Below are 16,107 nucleotides of genomic sequence, written 5' to 3' on the forward strand. Positions count from 1 at the left end.
AATCTTATAATAGCGTCATCACGCTAAGCTTATGATTTGTTGCAATTTAATTGCTAAGTAAAAACGCCAGAGGCACGTAGTGATCCAGTGTTTCTGGCTAAATACTTTTATTTCCCCATCCAAACCCTTCCTTTGCTTAATTTCTTTTTTAAATCACATTGCGCAAACGTTTCCGTCCTTTATTGTTATTACACTCATTAGCGATATATATTCCCACCAACATTAAGTTGTTCTGGAAATTTGTTAATTGATGCACCACCTAAATAAATGTGACCTCCAACCATTAGGTATTCTGGTAGTTCTGTAATGGCTGTATTCGCAAGGTAAAGGTTACCAGCGACATAAAGATAGGGAGGCAGTTCGGTCAATTGAGTCCCCATTAAACTTAAATCTCCATTTACTTGTAATCCATTATTTAAATACTGGATATTGGAGTGGGCTAAATTAATGTACCCCTCAACAACAAGCTGTGAAGGTAGCTGGGTGATCTTGCTGTAAGCAAGATTGAGGTTACCTTTTACTGTGAGCCGTTGTGGTAAGCGGGTTAAGTGGCTCTGCGATAGGTTCAGGTTACCATTCACTAGCAGTGGGTCGGGTAAAGGGATATTTCTTGCGTTTCTGAGATCAACATTGCCGTATGAGTCTTTATAGTTCAGTAGCTTACGCTCAGAAAGCGTGGTTGTTGCATGTGCGGCGAATGCACCGCTAAGTAAACTGACGGCAAACGCGTAGAGGAAAGCCTGAATGATAGGGCGAGGTTTACAGGGCTCTTTCGGGACAAAGAATGCGGTTGTCATCTGTTTGGCCTTTTGAGATCAGCGAGGTATATAACACCGTATTCTGATCTATTGTCTCTAAAATGTAACTCTGTTTTTTGGCGTGATCACAGTATTACTTTCTACACTTTTAGCATGATATACACTGATATCGTTGTAGGAGTACGGTTATGTTATCTGTGTCGAAGCCAATGAAGCTAGCGTTTGTGCTAGCGGGTTTAGGTGTCGTTCTGGCGGCTTCAAATGTCATCGCTGATTCAACCGATGCTCGTTGCGACATATACCCTAGAGGTGGCAGTGAGCCTACACATAAGTCATTGTGTGTGTTTTCCCAACGACAAGGTTACGTCACCATCGATCTTGGTGACGGTGTTTACTACGATTTCAAACTGCTGGGCGATAAGCCTGATCATTACTATGATAGTCATGGAGACACTGTTTACCGTAAAGCAGGATTGGGGGAAGCGGGGCTAATTTTTCAGTTACAAGCAGAATCCGTCTATATTTATTGGGATACTTCAGGATTGGAGTAGCTTGCTGCTTTATAAGCATCATAAATCTTTCGAGTAAGCTGTATTGTGTAAGGATGACCATGACAGACAATAAGAAGAACGTTTTAATCCTATTTGCTCACCCCTCGCCATCACGCTCTGAAGTCAATCAACCGTTATTTAAGTCTAGCCTTGGCATTGAGGGGGTGACGGTTGTTGATTTGTATCACGACTACCCAACGTTACGTATCAATATTGATATTGAGCAGCAGCGTTTGCTTGATCATGATGTCATTGTTTTTATGTTTCCATTTTATTGGTATTCAACACCGGCGATTTTAAAGGAGTGGCAAGATCTCGTACTGGAATATGGTTTTGCTTATGGCACCGATGGTACGGCTCTTCACGGTAAAACATTTTTATGTGCGCTAACGGCTGGAGGCACGGAATCGGCTTACCATTCTGAGGGCTATAACCACTATAGCTTGCGTGAATTGTTACACCCCTTAGAGCAGACGGCAAAACTAACAGGGATGTGCTATTTGGCGCCTTTTGCCCTGTTTGATTCACGTACTGCGGTGGAACAGAAACGGGTACAGCAACATATTCAGGATTGGTTGAGTCTGCTAGATGCACTAAAAAATGATGCAGTTGAAATGAATGCTGCTAGTCATGTTGAAACATTAAATAGTGATCTTACCGCTGTATTGAAGGTGGTTAAATGACGACGTATTTTATTCAGGCGTTCATTTATCTTTGCGCTGCAGTTATTGCAGTTCCGATTGCTAAACGGTTGGGGCTTGGTTCGGTATTAGGTTATCTCATTGCGGGGGTGGTGATTGGTCCTGTCGTTGGGTTAGTTGGAGAAGAAACGTTAGCGATTCAACATTTTGCTGAATTTGGTGTTGTGATGATGTTGTTCTTGGTTGGGTTAGAACTCGAACCGAGAATGCTATGGGATATGCGCCATCGTCTTATTGGTTTAGGTGGTCTACAGGTTAGCCTTACGACCGTTATCGTTATGACTATCGCTATGTTTTTCGGTCAAAGCTGGACTATCGCATTGGCTATTGGTTTGATTTTTGCCCTTTCTTCTACGGCGATTGTACTACAAACCTTCAATGAAAAAGGACTCGCAAAAACAGAAGGGGGCCGAAATGCCTTCTCTGTTCTGTTGTTTCAAGATATTGCTGTGATCCCTATGCTTGCGTTAATTCCTTTATTGGCCTTACCTGAATTGGTAGATCAAGCTCAGCAAGCGGTAGATCAACATGCTGAAGTCAGCTTGGTTGCTGGTTTACCTGGGTGGGGTTACGCCATTGTTGTCGTTATGGCAATCGCTGGTGTGGTTGTGGGCGGGCATTATTTAAGTCGACCACTTTTCCGGTTTGTTGCTGACTCTGGCTTGAGAGAGATTTTTACTGCGACCGCTTTGATGCTGGTAATTGGTATTGCAGCGTTAATGAGCCTTGTTGGCTTGTCTCCAGCGTTAGGCACATTTTTAGCTGGCGTTGTATTAGCAAACAGCGAATTTCGCCATGAGCTGGAATCGAATATAGAGCCCTTTAAAGGGTTACTACTGGGCTTGTTTTTTATTACCGTCGGTGCGGGCATCGACTTTTCTATATTGTCGGCTAATTCTTTGATTGTAATAGGGTTGACTCTCGGGGTTATGTTAATAAAAGCCCTCGTACTGTTTTCCTTGGCATTTATTTTCAAGGTGCGTGGCAGCGATCGCTATTTGCTAACATTGAGTTTGGCGCAAGCTGGTGAGTTTGGTTTTGTGTTACTGAGCTATTCTGCACAAAACCATGTTCTTCCTGCTGAGCTTACACAGCTATTATCATTGGTTGTTGCGATTTCGATGTTTTTGACCCCTGGGTTATTTATTTTTTTCGACAAGGTCATTCTGCCGCGCTTTGAAGAACAAACCAATGAACGTGAAGCAGATATTATTGACGAAAAAGGGACTGTGATAATTGCTGGTATCGGGCGCTTTGGTCAGATTGTTAACCGCTTACTGGTCGCAAATGGCGTCAAAACAGTCGTGCTTGATCACGAGGTAGGTCAAATAGAAAATATGCGATCCATTCGGATCAAAAGCTATTTTGGCGATGCCACTCGACCAGATCTTCTACATACGGCAGGGATAGATGAAGCCAAGCTGTTGATCGTGGCTATTGACGATACCGAGCGAGCTGTTGAGCTGGTGGAGTATATTAAGCATACATACCCGAGTGTAAGAATTTTAGCGCGTGCTTATGATCGGGGGCACCATTATGCATTACGGCACGCTGGCGCGGATTACGTTATCAGTGAAACATACCATTCAGCATTAACGCTAGGAACGGAAGCGCTAAAAGACCTAGGTTTTCATCCCTTTAGAGCTGAGCAGCTCAGACAAGCATTTATTGATACAGAAAGTAAAAGTAAAAAAGTGTTATATCAAGCATGGAAGGATAGCACCGAGGAGAATAAGTTTAATGCCGATTACCGAGAATTATTCATGCAGTTGGAAGATGCATTAGGCGATGTCATGAAGTCGGAACGTCATGACAAGCATGCAGCTTCCGAGCGCGGCTGGACGCCACCGCCAAAGGGATACAGTGATACGGTTGCACACCAACAGGATCATGAACCATAACTTTTGCGTTGTGAGAGATGAAAGATCAACCATTAGTTTAACGCAGCCTCATGGCTGCGTTTTTATTGGTGCTGGGTTTTGGTTATGTCTGTACATATTTACGGCGATTTGTATTACTCATCTTTACTCATAAAGCTAAGGTGTAGACATATTTACTTACATTTGGTTGAAATTTGTTCGATCGAATCAATATCACACAAAATACCGCTATCTTGGTTGTTAATGTGATCTACATCTCTATATACTCCACATCCGGCCAGAACGATAGAGTTCAGCCACCTTAGTTACAAGCTGTCACCACGGACATGTGAATGACCCACGGAGTTGGACCGGCATTACTTTAGCTTGTTAATTTAGGTGACTCGTATGTTGTACATTTGGGCGGATACCATCTTATTGCTGACGCGTACGCGTTTGGCTCCCTCCTATTTTGCTTTCTCCCCGGAAGTGATTTCCCCTTTGTTACAACAAGCAGTTGCACCTTCATTTTTCGACATTCCAAAAAATAGTCATAGCAGGACGAAATAATGCAGTTGTTAATTAGTTTGGCCGGTATTCTTGTACTGGTATTATGCGCATGTGCGCTTTCTGAAAACCGTAAAGCGATTAACTGGCGAACGGTTGGTGGTGCGTTGGCATTGCAGGCTGGTTTTGCTGCTCTGGTATTATATTTACCAGTTGGTCAATCTATGCTTGGGGCTATGAGTAATGGGGTTGCCAGCATATTGGGTTTTGCTGATGAAGGCATAAAATTCCTATTTGGTGATCTGGCTACTTCTGGTTTTATCTTCGCGGTTCGTGTTCTCCCTCTTGTTATCTTCATTAGTGCGCTTATCTCTCTTCTTTATTATCTTGGTGTGATGCAGTGGTTCATCAAAGTAATCGGTGGTGGTGTTCAAAAAGCACTAGGTACGAGCCGTGCTGAATCCATGGTTGCGACGGGTAATATCTTCTTATCTCAAGGTGAGTCACCATTATTGGTTAAACCTTTCCTTCCACAAATGACACGTTCAGAACTGTTTGCTGTTATGACGGGCGGCATGGCATCGGTAGCTGGCAGTGTACTTGGTGGTTATGCGGGGTTAGGTGTTGAGCTTAAGTACTTGATTGCAGCTAGCTTCATGGCGGCGCCAGGTAGTTTGTTGATGGCTAAGATTTTGGTGCCAGAGCAGAGCGTTGCCGTTGAGCAGTCTGATATCGAAATGGCGAAAAGTGAACACAGTAATGCCATTGATGCATTAGCGGCTGGTGCAATGAACGGTATGCGGGTAGCTGTTGCTATCGGTACTATGCTGATTGCTTTTGTTAGTGTTATTGCGATGGCGAATGCTGGCCTTGAAATGGTTGGTGAATGGTTTGGTATGCAAAACCTAACACTGCAGGGTGCATTAGGTTACTTATTCTCACCACTTGCTTTTATCATTGGTGTACCTGCGAGTGAGATGCTTCAAGCTGGTGCGTTCATCGGTCAGAAGATGATCTTGAATGAATTTGTTGCCTTCCTAGATTTTGTCAGCATTAAAGAAACACTATCTCAGCACAGCCAAATTATTATTACTTTTGCACTGTGTGGTTTTGCCAACATTGGTTCTATCGCCATTCAGATTGGTTCAATTGGTGTTATGGCACCAGAACGCCGTGGTGATGTTGCAAGCCTTGGCCTTAAGGCAGTATTGGGTGCAACCCTTGCTAACCTTATGAGTGCGGCTCTAGCAGGCATCTTTATTAGCCTATAAGCATATATCCAAACAGATAGCTGCCTATTCCTATGGTAGCTAACGATAGAAAGGCCTCAACTTAGTTGAGGCCTTTTTTTAAGTAAAAAGCATTATTCCCTTTACCTATAAAGATTACTATTTAGGTTAATTTTCAACGTATCTATTCTGTTTTATAAACCTTGTACTTTTTGCTTTGTTCATGTTGCACCGAACCTTCCAATCGCATCAGATTGTGCCCCTCGTTTAAAATGACTTTAGTTGGAATGCCATTTTGCAATGTAGCTACTCGCCACTGATGATTGGCATACTCTAATTCACCTATCGCAATTATTCGGTTTTGTGCGTCGAAGATACCAACTTCATCGTATTCGCAGATTTTGCTTATAGGGGTGAAAAATACAATTGTGCCTTTCTTATAACGAGTATCATAATTATCGATTTCGACAGTGACATAGCCTCGAACGAGAGCCATACGCGGCATAATGACAAAAGGTGTACTAACTTTTCCCTGTGATAATGTTTGATGAACCTCTGCCGAAAAAACGGTTCCTTCCATGCTATACCACTCTTTACCACCTTGCTCTAGCCGATGATGAAAGTAGGCGGAAGGTCGATTAACCATCTGGGCAAAACGAGAAATGAAATCTGAATTCAGGCTTATGTTGCCACATAAATACTGAGAAAAAGCGGACTGTTTTATTCCGAGTATCTCTGCGGCTTTCGCTTGAGTTAATTTATTCTCTTTTTTGTATGAGAACCAACACGCTCGTACCTTGCTCAATACATTTTCATCGTAAGCATTTGATTTAGAAGTTTTCATATCTGTTTCTTAGTGTTATTAACTCTACTGATAAGTCGTCAGCGGCTGATTTCATCACTATTCTTTATTATTCAATGGTTTATGGTTTATTTTTGTTTTTGTCTACCCTATAAAATATTACCATTGATAATATAAAGTGTATAGATCACATAATAATTATTAAAGCTAATATATCTCTGGTTTTCGATATGTCGACTGAGTAGAGTGCATGCAAACTTTAGGGGGGCTGTTAGAGAGTCACTATTATAGTGAGTTACTGGCAGTCGATAATTACCTCTGTATCAACCTTATGCTATTAAAGATCTACTTGGACCATACATAACGTGGTGGATTAGGCACGCCTAAATAATGCCAAGAAGTCATTTAAAATGAGGCTCAGAATTTAAATCTATTTTGAGTTTGATTCTAATGACGTTGATTGAAGAGGGATTTCCTGAACCTAAAGTTGCATTAAAAGTTTCTTTCAACTTAAGAATAATCCTATGACTGAAAATCAAAAAAAATTAGGCCTTTGGTCTATTGTACTCCTCGGATTCAACTCAATTATTGGGTCTGGTATTTTTTTACTCCCTGCATCGCTATATAAGTTTGCTGGCGATTGGTCTGTTGCTATCGTATTTATCACAGGTGCAGTCGTTGCCACCATTGCTTTATGTTTCGCTGAAGCTGCCGGTTATTTCAGTAAAAACGGCGCGGCCTATGTCTACACCAAAGAGGCTTTTGGTCGTTTTGCTGGGTTTGAAGTCGGCTTTTTAAAGTGGTTTATGCAGTGTATTGCTTGGGCTGTAATGGCCGTAGCGTTTAAAAATATCTTATCGGGCACGTTTGGCTTTGCAGATAACGACTTTCTGTGTAGCTCAATCGTCGCTGGTATCATCTTGTTACTGACAGGCGTTAACCTGCTTGGCGTGAGTGCTGCAAAGGCCGTAAATAACATATCGACAGTTGCTAAAATGTTACCTTTGGTCTTTTTGATCGTTGTTGGCGTTTGGTATATCAATCCAGTAAATATAATCCCTAACGCAAACTTAGAGCCAACATACGCGCTAAGCTCAGAGACTATCGTTTCAGCATTAATTCTGGCGTTCTATTCGTTCACTGGCTTTGAAACGTTTGGCACTGCTGCTGAAGATATGGAAAACCCAAAGAAAAACCTTCCTGTGGCTATCTGTTTATCGTTAGGCATTGTGATGATGTTTTATGGGCTAGTCATGGCGGTGACAGTTGGTGTCCTTGGTGAAGCTGTTGCCGATTCTAGTACGCCATTAGCTGATGCCGCGCGTGTTGTCTCTGGTAATTTTGGTTACTGGTTAATTACGATTGGTTCAATTGTTTCTATTGCTGGTATTAATGTAGCGGCTTCATTTCACATTCCGCGTGCATTGCTGCCACTCGCAGATGACAGGATGATCCCTTCTGTTTTTGGTAAGAAAACGATACGTGGTGTTCCAGCCGTTGCGATCATTGTCTCTGGCATTGTGACTGTTCCTATCGCGCTAAGTGGGTCATTTTCTGAACTTGCTATGCTTTCGGTCGTTGCTCGTTTTGCTCAGTACATTCCTACGTGTATCAGCGTACTTATTTTTCGCAAGCGCTTTGCTAATGACAAAGATGCTCAATCTTCATTTAAAGCACCTTTTGGTCCTGTACTTCCAGTTACGGCAGTGATTACCTGCATTGCTCTATTGTCAGATCAAGAGCTATCAAAAATTCTAATTGGCCTCGGGTTTATGGTTGTGATTTCACCGCTTTACTTCCTTACCAAAAAGAATGCCAACCAACCCAATAAAGCTGAAGCTTAAGATAGAGGAAATAACCATGCTTATATCGACACCGATAACTATGATTGATGACATATTAGTTAGTGATGCCGTAACTTGGCGAAGAGATTTACATCAAATCCCAGAACTACGTTTCGATTTGTACAAAACACAGCTGTACTTAACCAACTTGCTTGATACATGGAAGGTTCATTACGAGCTTGGTTATGGTACGACGGGAGTTGTTGTAACCATTAAAGGTAAAGCCCCTGGCAAAACAATCGCATTTCGTTGTGATATGGATGCGTTGCCGATGAATGATGACTCTGGTATGGCATGGGGCTCTAAACATCAAGGTATTGCTCACTCTTGCGGTCACGATGGCCATATGGCCATAACGCTTGCAGCGATATCGTATTTAGCGAAAAACAATGATTTTGATGGTGCGGTAAAGTTTATTTTCCAGCCTAACGAAGAAACAGGGCAGGGTGCTAAGGCCATGATGAAAGATGGCTTGTATGAGTCGCATTCTTACACTGAACTGTATGGCTTTCACAATATGCCGAGGCTAGAAGATAGAACGCTACAGGTTCGTTATGGTGCAACCACAGGTGCTGGCGAGTGTTACACGCTATCAATCGTGGGCCGGAGTGGTCACAGTTCAGTCCCTCACAAGTGCATTAACCCGATAAATGTAGCAAGTGAAATACTCACTGGGTGGGATACGATTACTCGCGAAATAGAGGGTAAAGAGTTGGCCGTGATAGCAACGTGTAAGCTCAATGCGGGCACGACAATGAACGGGATACCACAAATGGCATTGGCTGGTGGCACCATGCGTTACTTTGAGTCTCACATTGCAGATTACATGCGCGAGAGAATGCACTCAATAGCCAAAGAGGTATGTGATAAATACGCCGCTACCTACGATCTTCTATTTGAGGTTCTTTGCCCTGCGACAGTTAACACTGTCGAACATACCAACACAGTTATAGAGTGCGGTAAGCGTATTTACGGTGAAGGAAACGTCGTTGATGATGTGCCAGCCTCGCCTGGAGGTGAAGATATGCAATTTTTCGTCACTAATAAAGTGAAAGGCGTTTGTTGGTTCATGATCGGAACCAAAGGGACAAATCTTCATACTTCAAGTTTTGATTTTGACGATACAAGCATTCAAAGTGCAGCATCGATGCTTGTGAATATTACCTACCAACGACTTTCTTACTAATCGAAGTCCTCAATGATATTGAGAGGGCTCATATAGGGTTGACTGTTAACGGCGAATGTAACGCCTTTGCAAGAAAGATATTGCAGCCTCTGTGAGCCTTAAGAATCTTACGAATACTATTAATAATTTAGCTATTAAGACGGTTTGATAGTATTCACTGATCTGGATGATCCAATGACTTTTTCACGTACTACACCACTGATTCTATTCTTTGCTGTAATGATACTCCTAGCTCGTCATAGCTACGCTAGCTCAGTGCAGGAAGGCGTTCATTATAATACTCTACCGACACCGATTCATACAGGATCAGATAGCTCACGGATTGTTAAATATTTCTCTCTAAGCTGCCCACCTTGTAAGCAGATGAGTAAGTTTTTGCCGCCATTAGAAGACTCAACAGGAACAAGGGTTGATAAAAAACATGTTGTTTTTAATACCAGTACGAGGCAAGCGGCTTACTTATATTACAGTGCAAAAGAGCAAACTAGCTCACCAGTTAATTTGTCGTTCATGGCTGAATTATTCGATGCAGTACAAACGGAAAATACTGATGCAGAGAGGTTAACAACGCTATACAAAAGCTATGGGTTACAGGCACCTGGTAAGCTTAACAATACTCAAATGCAAAGTGTATCGAACCAGATTGAACAGATTGAATCAATTATGAAAGTGTCGAGTATTTCCGCCATACCGGCGTTTGTTGTCGATGGAAAGTACCTAATAAACTTAGAGGGACATGGTGGCCTTCAGGGGTTAGTGAATACAATGAACTACCTTCTAACGTTATCAGAACCGACAATCTAACCATTAGGGAATGTATCAACGACAGTCACCTATTTTGTTGGCTGTTGTTTGTTTGACTAATGGCACTTAACCTCTACCGCTGTCACTATTTCGTCATCTATATCCTATGAAAGTTACATAAACAATATTTATGATTCACCTCGAGTTGCACAGCTGTGCAAAAGAATATTACGAGGTGTATTTTGAACTCTTTGTCCAATGGGGCCATCGGCTCTTCGCCATCATCACGCTGGTTAGCCTTGAGATATAAGGTCCAGTTAGTCATCCAAACGCCAACCACACTGATAGGGTTGGTGCTAGCTGCTATCTTTGCCTATTTCATTGCCGTACCCGTTTTATCGCTACTGCTTGATGCTGTGCAGGTACAGTTTGGTGATGAACGCCGTATCGGTGAAATGACGGGGGAATGGACGGATTACTACCTGAATCGCACGTTGCTGTCGCCAATTTCACAATCTCTTTTTTGGCAGCCGCTATCTCATACTTTACGTGTCGCTGTGGGCGTTATTGTTATCTCTCTAACCCTTGGTAGTGTTCTTGCTTGGTTGGTCAGTCGCAGTGATATGTTTGGTAAAAAATGGTTTGCCACCGCATTGATTGTTCCTTACATGTTGCCAGCCTGGACGTTTGCTATGGCGTGGACAACCATATTTAAAAACCGCTCAACAGGTGGTCAGCAAGGTTGGTTGGAAAACCTTGGTATTCAACCGCCAGATTGGCTTGCCTATGGCGAAATGCCAATCATCATTATTCTATCCCTGAACTATATTCCGTTTGTTATTTTGCTACTGGGTAACGCACTGCGTTCGTTCGATTCCCAGCTTGAAGATTCTGCCCGCATTTTGGGGGCGAGAAGCCGGACGATTACTTTCAAAATCATTTTGCCACTTATGCTACCCGCTCTAGTGTCTGCGTGCGTGTTGATTTTTGCCAAGGTGCTGGGTGAGTTTGGTGTGTCTTATATTCTCGGTTTACCCGTGAATTACGAAGTACTTTCGACATCGCTATATCGAAGTCTTGAATCACGCCAATCGGGTGTTGCTGCAGTATTAGCAGGTGCCATTATGTTCTTTGGCATTATTTCGCTACTTATCGATGCATTACTGCTTAAAGAAGCAAAAAAGTTTGTCACAGTGGGCAGCAAAGGCGTTATGCATCGAAGCAGCCCGCTAGGAAAGTGGCGTTTACCTGCTTCGTCGCTTGCTGCTGTTGTATTTATCGTTTCTGTCGCGATGCCGATTTTGGTTCTCGCCCTATCAACGGTGATGCGTATTCCGGGCGATTTCTCTTTGAATAACTTTACGTTCGATTTCTGGATTGGTTCTGGTTTGGCAACCATTGCTGAAAGCAACGGTGTATTGCTGAGTAGCAACCTGTGGAGTGCGATGTGGAATACGTTATGGATTGTCGGTATTGCCTCAGTGTGCTCTGGTTTACTTGGCTTGATGGTTGGTTATGTTGTCGTACGTAGTCCATTGAAATTACTGGGTTCGATGCTACGTCATATTACCTTCTTCCCATACCTTGTCCCGGGAGTCGCGTTTGCTGCGGCTTACCTCTCGTTATTTGCCATTCCGCGCGGCCCTATGCCAGCACTCTATGGCACTGTCACTTTGCTAATACTAGCGTTGATTGCCGATGAGATGCCCTATGCCTCACGTGCTGGGATCTCAGCCATGATGCAGTTAGGTAAAGATCCGGAAGAAGCAGCACAAATGGCTGGTGCGGGGTGGTTTACTCGTATGCGTCATGTGGTGATGCCAATCCAGAAAGGATCGCTGGTGACGGGGATATTACTGCCGTTTATATCTGGCATTAACGGTTTAAGCCTGTTCGTTATCCTTGCCGTGCCATCAACCGATGTATTGACCACGTACGCGTTAAGGCTGATTGATTACAACTACACGCAAGCGGCCAATGCCGTCGTACTCATTATTTGTTTGATTGCCTTTGTTGGCACATATGTCACCCAAAAACTGACTAAGACTAACCTCGCAGAAGGACTAGGAAGCTAATGCCAAATATTCAACTACACGATGTCTGCAAACAATACGAAAAAAGTGAAGGGCAGGCGGTTAGCGGCCTAGATTTGGAGATTAATGAAGGGGAGTTCATGTGCCTGCTTGGGCCATCTGGTTGCGGTAAAACCACGACTTTACGCATGATTGCCGGATTAGAGAATGTTTCTGATGGCAAGATCATGCTGGGTGAAACCGTGGTTGACTCCCAGCAAGACGGTGTGTTTCTTCCGCCTGAAAAACGTAACTTGGGTTTAGTATTCCAAAGCTATGCATTGTGGCCGCACCTAACGGTTGAAAAGAATATCGACTTTGGTTTGAAGTTACGAAAAGTAAGCAAGGCCGAACGCGCGAAAACGATCCAGTCGGTGATGGAAACATTAGGGATTGATAAATATCGCTCTCGCTACCCATCACAGCTTTCTGGTGGTCAACAGCAGCGGGTCGCTCTGGCACGTATGCTGGCAGTGCAGCCCGACATCTTGCTGATGGATGAGCCGCTATCGAACCTTGATGCGCGTTTGCGCTTGGAAATGCGTACTGAACTTAAGCGTATCCATAGTACGTATAACACCACCATTGTATTTGTTACTCACGATCAATGGGAAGCCATGGCACTGGCGACCAAGATAGCAGTAATGAAAGATGGCGAACTACAGCAGGTTGGCACGCCGAATGATATTTATGAGCGGCCAGCGAACCGTTTTGTCGCTGAGTTTGTCGGCACACCACCGATCAATATCATTGAATTGGATGACCCCTCTCTCTGCAGCGAGATTGTAAAGCAATATGTCGAGAACTTGCTGGGTACCGTTAAACAAGGCTGGTCTATTGGTATACGACCAGAGCGAATGAAGGTTGCAGAAACACCAGAAAACGGTACAGGCGCTTGCTTGACCTTGCACTCTAGACTGGAAAGCATTTTGCCGACAGGTGGTAGCTGGATTTTGGAATTCAGTGTTGCTGATCAGCGTTTCCACGTAAATACCCAAGTGCCACCATGCTTCACAGAAGGTCAGTCTTTATCGTTAATGATTAAGCCAGAAGATCTACATATCTTTAACGGTGAAGGGCTGCGCGTTGATTCCGCAACATTAAACAACACCATACATAGTCAAACACAACATCTTTAATCTGATTCGTTAGGAGCAATATTGTGAAAAGGAATATGTTGAAGGCAACAACGTTGGCAGCCGTTATGGCGTTAACGTTATCTGGAGCCGCAATGGCGTCAACAACGGATGCATTTGATTTAGATGCGCTAATTGAAGCTGCGCGTAACGAAGCACCAATTACGGTGTATGCCCCTTCAGGAAAAATTGTACAAACTGCTGAGAACTTCACTGAAAAATACGGTGTTGAAGCTGTTGGTAACAAGGTAAGTGGCTCAGCTCAAGTCGAAATGATGATCCGTGAATATCGTGCAAGCAATATTCGTGGTGATGTTGTGATCACAGGGGATGCTTCAGCAACCATGGCACAGCTAATGCCGATGAATGTTGTCGAAACTTGGGTATCGCCAGTCATTGCTAATGACATACCTGAGATTGCGAAAGATCCACTGGTTGTATATGGCGATCCTGCGGTATGGACTTACAACTCCGAAGTTTATGACACATGCCCGGTGTCGAACATTTGGCAGCTGACCGATGATAATTGGAAGCGAAAAGTCGCACTTCCTGATCCGCTCAATAATGCGAGATTCTTAGATTGGTTCAACCAGATTGAAGCCCACCATGATGATGCAATGGCGGCAGCTTATGAAGCCCATTATGGTAAGCCACTTGTAAGTGAAGAACGTTCTGCAACTCACGCTTGGGTGAAGGCGTTGGCACAAAACTCACCGCTACCAACGGACTCAGGTTCAGCAGCAGGAGACGCAGTTGGTGCTCCAGGCCAAACAGACCCATTCATGGGTTTAATGTCGACGGCGAAATACCGTGATGTAGCAAGTGGCAAAGTACACTTAGGTATTTGTGAAGGCATGGTACCGTTTGCTGGTTGGTCAACACCAAGTTACGGCGTGATATCGACCAAAACGAAAAGCCCGAATGCTGCGAAGTTGTTCCTGCACTTCTTGATGACTGAAGAAGGGATCAGTAACCAAACTATCGACGGTAAAGTCTCTGGTAACCTAGCCATTTCCCCACACCCGAAAGAAGCCTCTGGCGTACAGAAAATCTACAAGCAGGTATTGCAGTACGATGCATCAACAGGCTTAGACGATTTTGACAACCGTCAAGACTGGGCTGATCTATGGCGTATCCACTTCACGCGCTAGTGTTATCACCGGAGTCATATTTTTATTTACTAATGCCAGCCATTGCTGGTGTTAGTTCACCTTATTGAAGAATGATATGTCCCAAGAATTAAAGTTATCACCACTAAATCTTAGTGAGCGTCTCGAAGCCGGGACCGCCATTATTAAAGACGTTGGCGCAATAGCGCGTGAGGCATTTATTGCTATGACGCCGGAAAAAATTGCGTTTAAAGGCCCGCAAGATTTTTTAACTGAARCTGATATTACCGTCGAAGCATTATTGCGTGATCGGCTAAATCAGGCTTTCCCTGATGACGCAGTATATGGAGAAGAAACAGGGGGCGAGATCAAAGCCAATACTTGGATTTTGGATCCAATTGATGGCACCGCAAATTTTGCCAGAGGGATACCTCATTTCTGTATTGTTATCGCGTTTGTTAGCGAGGGTGAGACTCAGCTCGGTCTGATTTTCGACCCGATTCATGATGAACTGTTTGTTGCGCAGAAAGGACAAGGGGCAACAATGAATGGCAGGGCCATAGGTGTGGCAAAAACCGATTCATTCGAGGCCGCCAATTTAGAGCTTGGTTGGAATCAACGAGCTTCTCAGGATAAGTATTTTTCAACACTGCAAGGGTTAATTGAGCTTGGCGGTAATGTTCGTAGAAGCGCATGCGGAGCATTGGCATTAGCGTATGTCGCCATTGGGCGAACCGACGGTTATGTTGAATTACATATGAACCCATGGGATTGCTTAGCGGGTTTGTTACTGGTTAATGAAGCTGGTGGCGTGGTGAATAATTTTACGGCTATGGATGATTGGCATAACGGTGGGCCAGTCTTGGCAGCGACGCCAGCATTATCGATAGCCATTGCAAGAAATGCATCCATTTCAATTGATTAATATCGTCTATAGTACAAGGATTTAAAATGAAAATAGCGCCAGTATACGAACGCGCCCCAGCACACTTGGTTGCCACTAATATCGGCCCTGAAGGCCAGAGCTTGTACCTTGGTGGATATGATTCAGCGCGAGATCGCGGGCTTCATCGTGAATTTGGGATCACCACTCTCGTGAATTGTGCAGTTAACCTCGATATTAATTATGTTAATGACCCATACCTAGAAGAAGAGGGCGAGAAACTAGCAGGCGGAAGCGGTGTGATTCGTACCTATAAAATGGGCTTAATTGATGGTCCGGGTAATCCGCATCAAATGATCCTTGCTGGGTATTATTTACTGCACGGCGCATTTACTCAACAGCTGCCGGATAAACCAAGTTATCCGCATCGCGAACGCGGTAATGTGTTGATTCATTGCCGTGGTGGTCGTAGCCGCTCTGTCGCGATAGCCTCGTTGTATATGCACCGTCAGCAACCACTACAATACCCCACCTTACAGTCGGCGATAGATGCAGTGCGTGAGCGCCGTGATCTAAGGCCTGACGAATGGTTTGAAACCCCGAAGCCAAGCTTAATTGAAGCAATTGAGAAGGCCAATACCATGTTAGATTTGCTTGAAGAGCACGGTTTTGCTTAAGCTACTAACTCGTACAAAATAGACTTGTCCCGTCCTAAAATACGTTGAC

14 protein-coding genes are annotated in these 16,107 nt (G+C 43.8%); 12 read left to right on the plus strand and 2 right to left on the minus strand.

Features of this window, described 5'->3' with window-relative positions; all coding sequences use genetic code 11:
• Positions 1-197 precede the first annotated feature (197 nt).
• Positions 198-797, minus strand: a complete 600-nt coding sequence (locus L4D78_RS24845; RefSeq protein ID WP_428469413.1) for a hypothetical protein — start codon at positions 795-797, stop codon at positions 198-200.
• A gap of 149 nt (positions 798-946) precedes the next feature.
• On the opposite strand from L4D78_RS24845, the gene L4D78_RS24850 reads away from it, so the two are divergent.
• The 4 genes from L4D78_RS24850 (at position 947) to L4D78_RS24865 (ending at position 5,647) form a co-directional block, all read left to right on the plus strand.
• The gene (locus L4D78_RS24850; RefSeq protein ID WP_428469414.1) at positions 947-1,309 is read left to right on the plus strand and encodes a hypothetical protein; all 363 of its coding nucleotides are present in this window, start codon (positions 947-949) and stop codon (positions 1,307-1,309) included.
• Positions 1,310-1,368: 59 nt separating this feature from the next.
• Positions 1,369-1,992 carry an NAD(P)H-dependent oxidoreductase gene (locus tag L4D78_RS24855; RefSeq protein WP_428469415.1) on the plus strand — a complete coding sequence of 208 codons (624 nt, stop codon included), beginning with the start codon at positions 1,369-1,371 and terminating at the stop codon, positions 1,990-1,992.
• The gene (locus L4D78_RS24860; protein ID WP_428469416.1) at positions 1,989-3,911 is read left to right on the plus strand and encodes a monovalent cation:proton antiporter-2 (CPA2) family protein; all 1,923 of its coding nucleotides are present in this window, start codon (positions 1,989-1,991) and stop codon (positions 3,909-3,911) included. The genes L4D78_RS24855 and L4D78_RS24860 overlap by 4 nt, the downstream gene beginning before the upstream one ends.
• A gap of 527 nt (positions 3,912-4,438) precedes the next feature.
• Entirely contained in the window at positions 4,439-5,647 is a 1,209-nt protein-coding gene (locus L4D78_RS24865) for a NupC/NupG family nucleoside CNT transporter (protein ID WP_428469417.1), read from the plus strand.
• Positions 5,648-5,789: 142 nt separating this feature from the next.
• On the opposite strand, the gene L4D78_RS24870 is transcribed toward L4D78_RS24865, so the two are convergent.
• Positions 5,790-6,449 carry a hypothetical protein gene (locus tag L4D78_RS24870; RefSeq protein WP_428469418.1) on the minus strand — a complete coding sequence of 220 codons (660 nt, stop codon included), beginning with the start codon at positions 6,447-6,449 and terminating at the stop codon, positions 5,790-5,792.
• Positions 6,450-6,931: 482 nt separating this feature from the next.
• On the opposite strand from L4D78_RS24870, the gene L4D78_RS24875 reads away from it, so the two are divergent.
• The 8 genes from L4D78_RS24875 to L4D78_RS24910 all read left to right on the plus strand — a co-directional run bounded on the left by L4D78_RS24875 (position 6,932) and on the right by L4D78_RS24910 (position 16,058).
• Complete coding sequence (locus tag L4D78_RS24875) at positions 6,932-8,251, plus strand: APC family permease (RefSeq protein ID WP_428469419.1); 1,320 nt, start codon at positions 6,932-6,934, stop codon at positions 8,249-8,251.
• A gap of 16 nt (positions 8,252-8,267) precedes the next feature.
• Positions 8,268-9,437: a M20 metallopeptidase family protein gene (locus L4D78_RS24880; protein ID WP_428469420.1), complete on the plus strand. Its 1,170-nt coding sequence runs from the start codon at positions 8,268-8,270 to the stop codon at positions 9,435-9,437.
• Between the two features lie 174 nt (positions 9,438-9,611).
• A complete protein-coding gene (locus L4D78_RS24885) occupies positions 9,612-10,241 on the plus strand; it encodes a thioredoxin domain-containing protein (RefSeq protein WP_428469421.1) in 630 nt (209 codons plus the stop codon).
• Positions 10,242-10,423: 182 nt separating this feature from the next.
• Positions 10,424-12,256, plus strand: coding sequence for an ABC transporter permease (locus tag L4D78_RS24890; RefSeq protein WP_428469422.1), 1,833 nt, complete (start codon positions 10,424-10,426; stop codon positions 12,254-12,256).
• Positions 12,256-13,392, plus strand: a complete 1,137-nt coding sequence (locus tag L4D78_RS24895; protein ID WP_428469423.1) for an ABC transporter ATP-binding protein — start codon at positions 12,256-12,258, stop codon at positions 13,390-13,392. The genes L4D78_RS24890 and L4D78_RS24895 overlap by 1 nt, the downstream gene beginning before the upstream one ends.
• A 23-nt stretch (positions 13,393-13,415) precedes the next feature.
• On the plus strand, positions 13,416-14,540 hold the full coding sequence (locus L4D78_RS24900; protein ID WP_428469424.1) for an ABC transporter substrate-binding protein: 1,125 nt from the start codon (positions 13,416-13,418) through the stop codon (positions 14,538-14,540).
• 76 nt (positions 14,541-14,616) lie between these two features.
• Positions 14,617-15,423: an inositol monophosphatase family protein gene (locus L4D78_RS24905; protein WP_428469425.1), complete on the plus strand. Its 807-nt coding sequence runs from the start codon at positions 14,617-14,619 to the stop codon at positions 15,421-15,423.
• Between the two features lie 26 nt (positions 15,424-15,449).
• A complete protein-coding gene (locus L4D78_RS24910) occupies positions 15,450-16,058 on the plus strand; it encodes a dual specificity protein phosphatase family protein (RefSeq protein WP_428469426.1) in 609 nt (202 codons plus the stop codon).
• The last annotated feature ends 49 nt before the right edge of the window (positions 16,059-16,107 follow it).

Origin of the sequence: Photobacterium minamisatsumaniensis, from assembly GCF_050336695.1 — a bacterium.
Classification (GTDB): Bacteria; Pseudomonadota; Gammaproteobacteria; order Enterobacterales; family Vibrionaceae; genus Photobacterium; species Photobacterium minamisatsumaniensis.

Excerpts from the sequence above, each read along its gene's own strand:
- L4D78_RS24845 (WP_428469413.1), bottom strand. The coding sequence starts at position 797 with ATGACAACCGCATTCTTTGTCCCGAAAGAGCCCTGTAAACCTCGCCCT.
- L4D78_RS24885 (WP_428469421.1), top strand. The coding sequence starts at position 9,612 with ATGACTTTTTCACGTACTACACCACTGATTCTATTCTTTGCTGTAATG.
- L4D78_RS24875 (WP_428469419.1), top strand. The coding sequence starts at position 6,932 with ATGACTGAAAATCAAAAAAAATTAGGCCTTTGGTCTATTGTACTCCTC.
- L4D78_RS24880 (WP_428469420.1), top strand. The coding sequence starts at position 8,268 with ATGCTTATATCGACACCGATAACTATGATTGATGACATATTAGTTAGT.
- L4D78_RS24865 (WP_428469417.1), top strand. The coding sequence starts at position 4,439 with ATGCAGTTGTTAATTAGTTTGGCCGGTATTCTTGTACTGGTATTATGC.
- L4D78_RS24910 (WP_428469426.1), top strand. The coding sequence starts at position 15,450 with ATGAAAATAGCGCCAGTATACGAACGCGCCCCAGCACACTTGGTTGCC.
- L4D78_RS24850 (WP_428469414.1), top strand. The coding sequence starts at position 947 with ATGTTATCTGTGTCGAAGCCAATGAAGCTAGCGTTTGTGCTAGCGGGT.
- L4D78_RS24895 (WP_428469423.1), top strand. The coding sequence starts at position 12,256 with ATGCCAAATATTCAACTACACGATGTCTGCAAACAATACGAAAAAAGT.
- L4D78_RS24870 (WP_428469418.1), bottom strand. The coding sequence starts at position 6,449 with ATGAAAACTTCTAAATCAAATGCTTACGATGAAAATGTATTGAGCAAG.
- L4D78_RS24860 (WP_428469416.1), top strand. The coding sequence starts at position 1,989 with ATGACGACGTATTTTATTCAGGCGTTCATTTATCTTTGCGCTGCAGTT.
- L4D78_RS24855 (WP_428469415.1), top strand. The coding sequence starts at position 1,369 with ATGACAGACAATAAGAAGAACGTTTTAATCCTATTTGCTCACCCCTCG.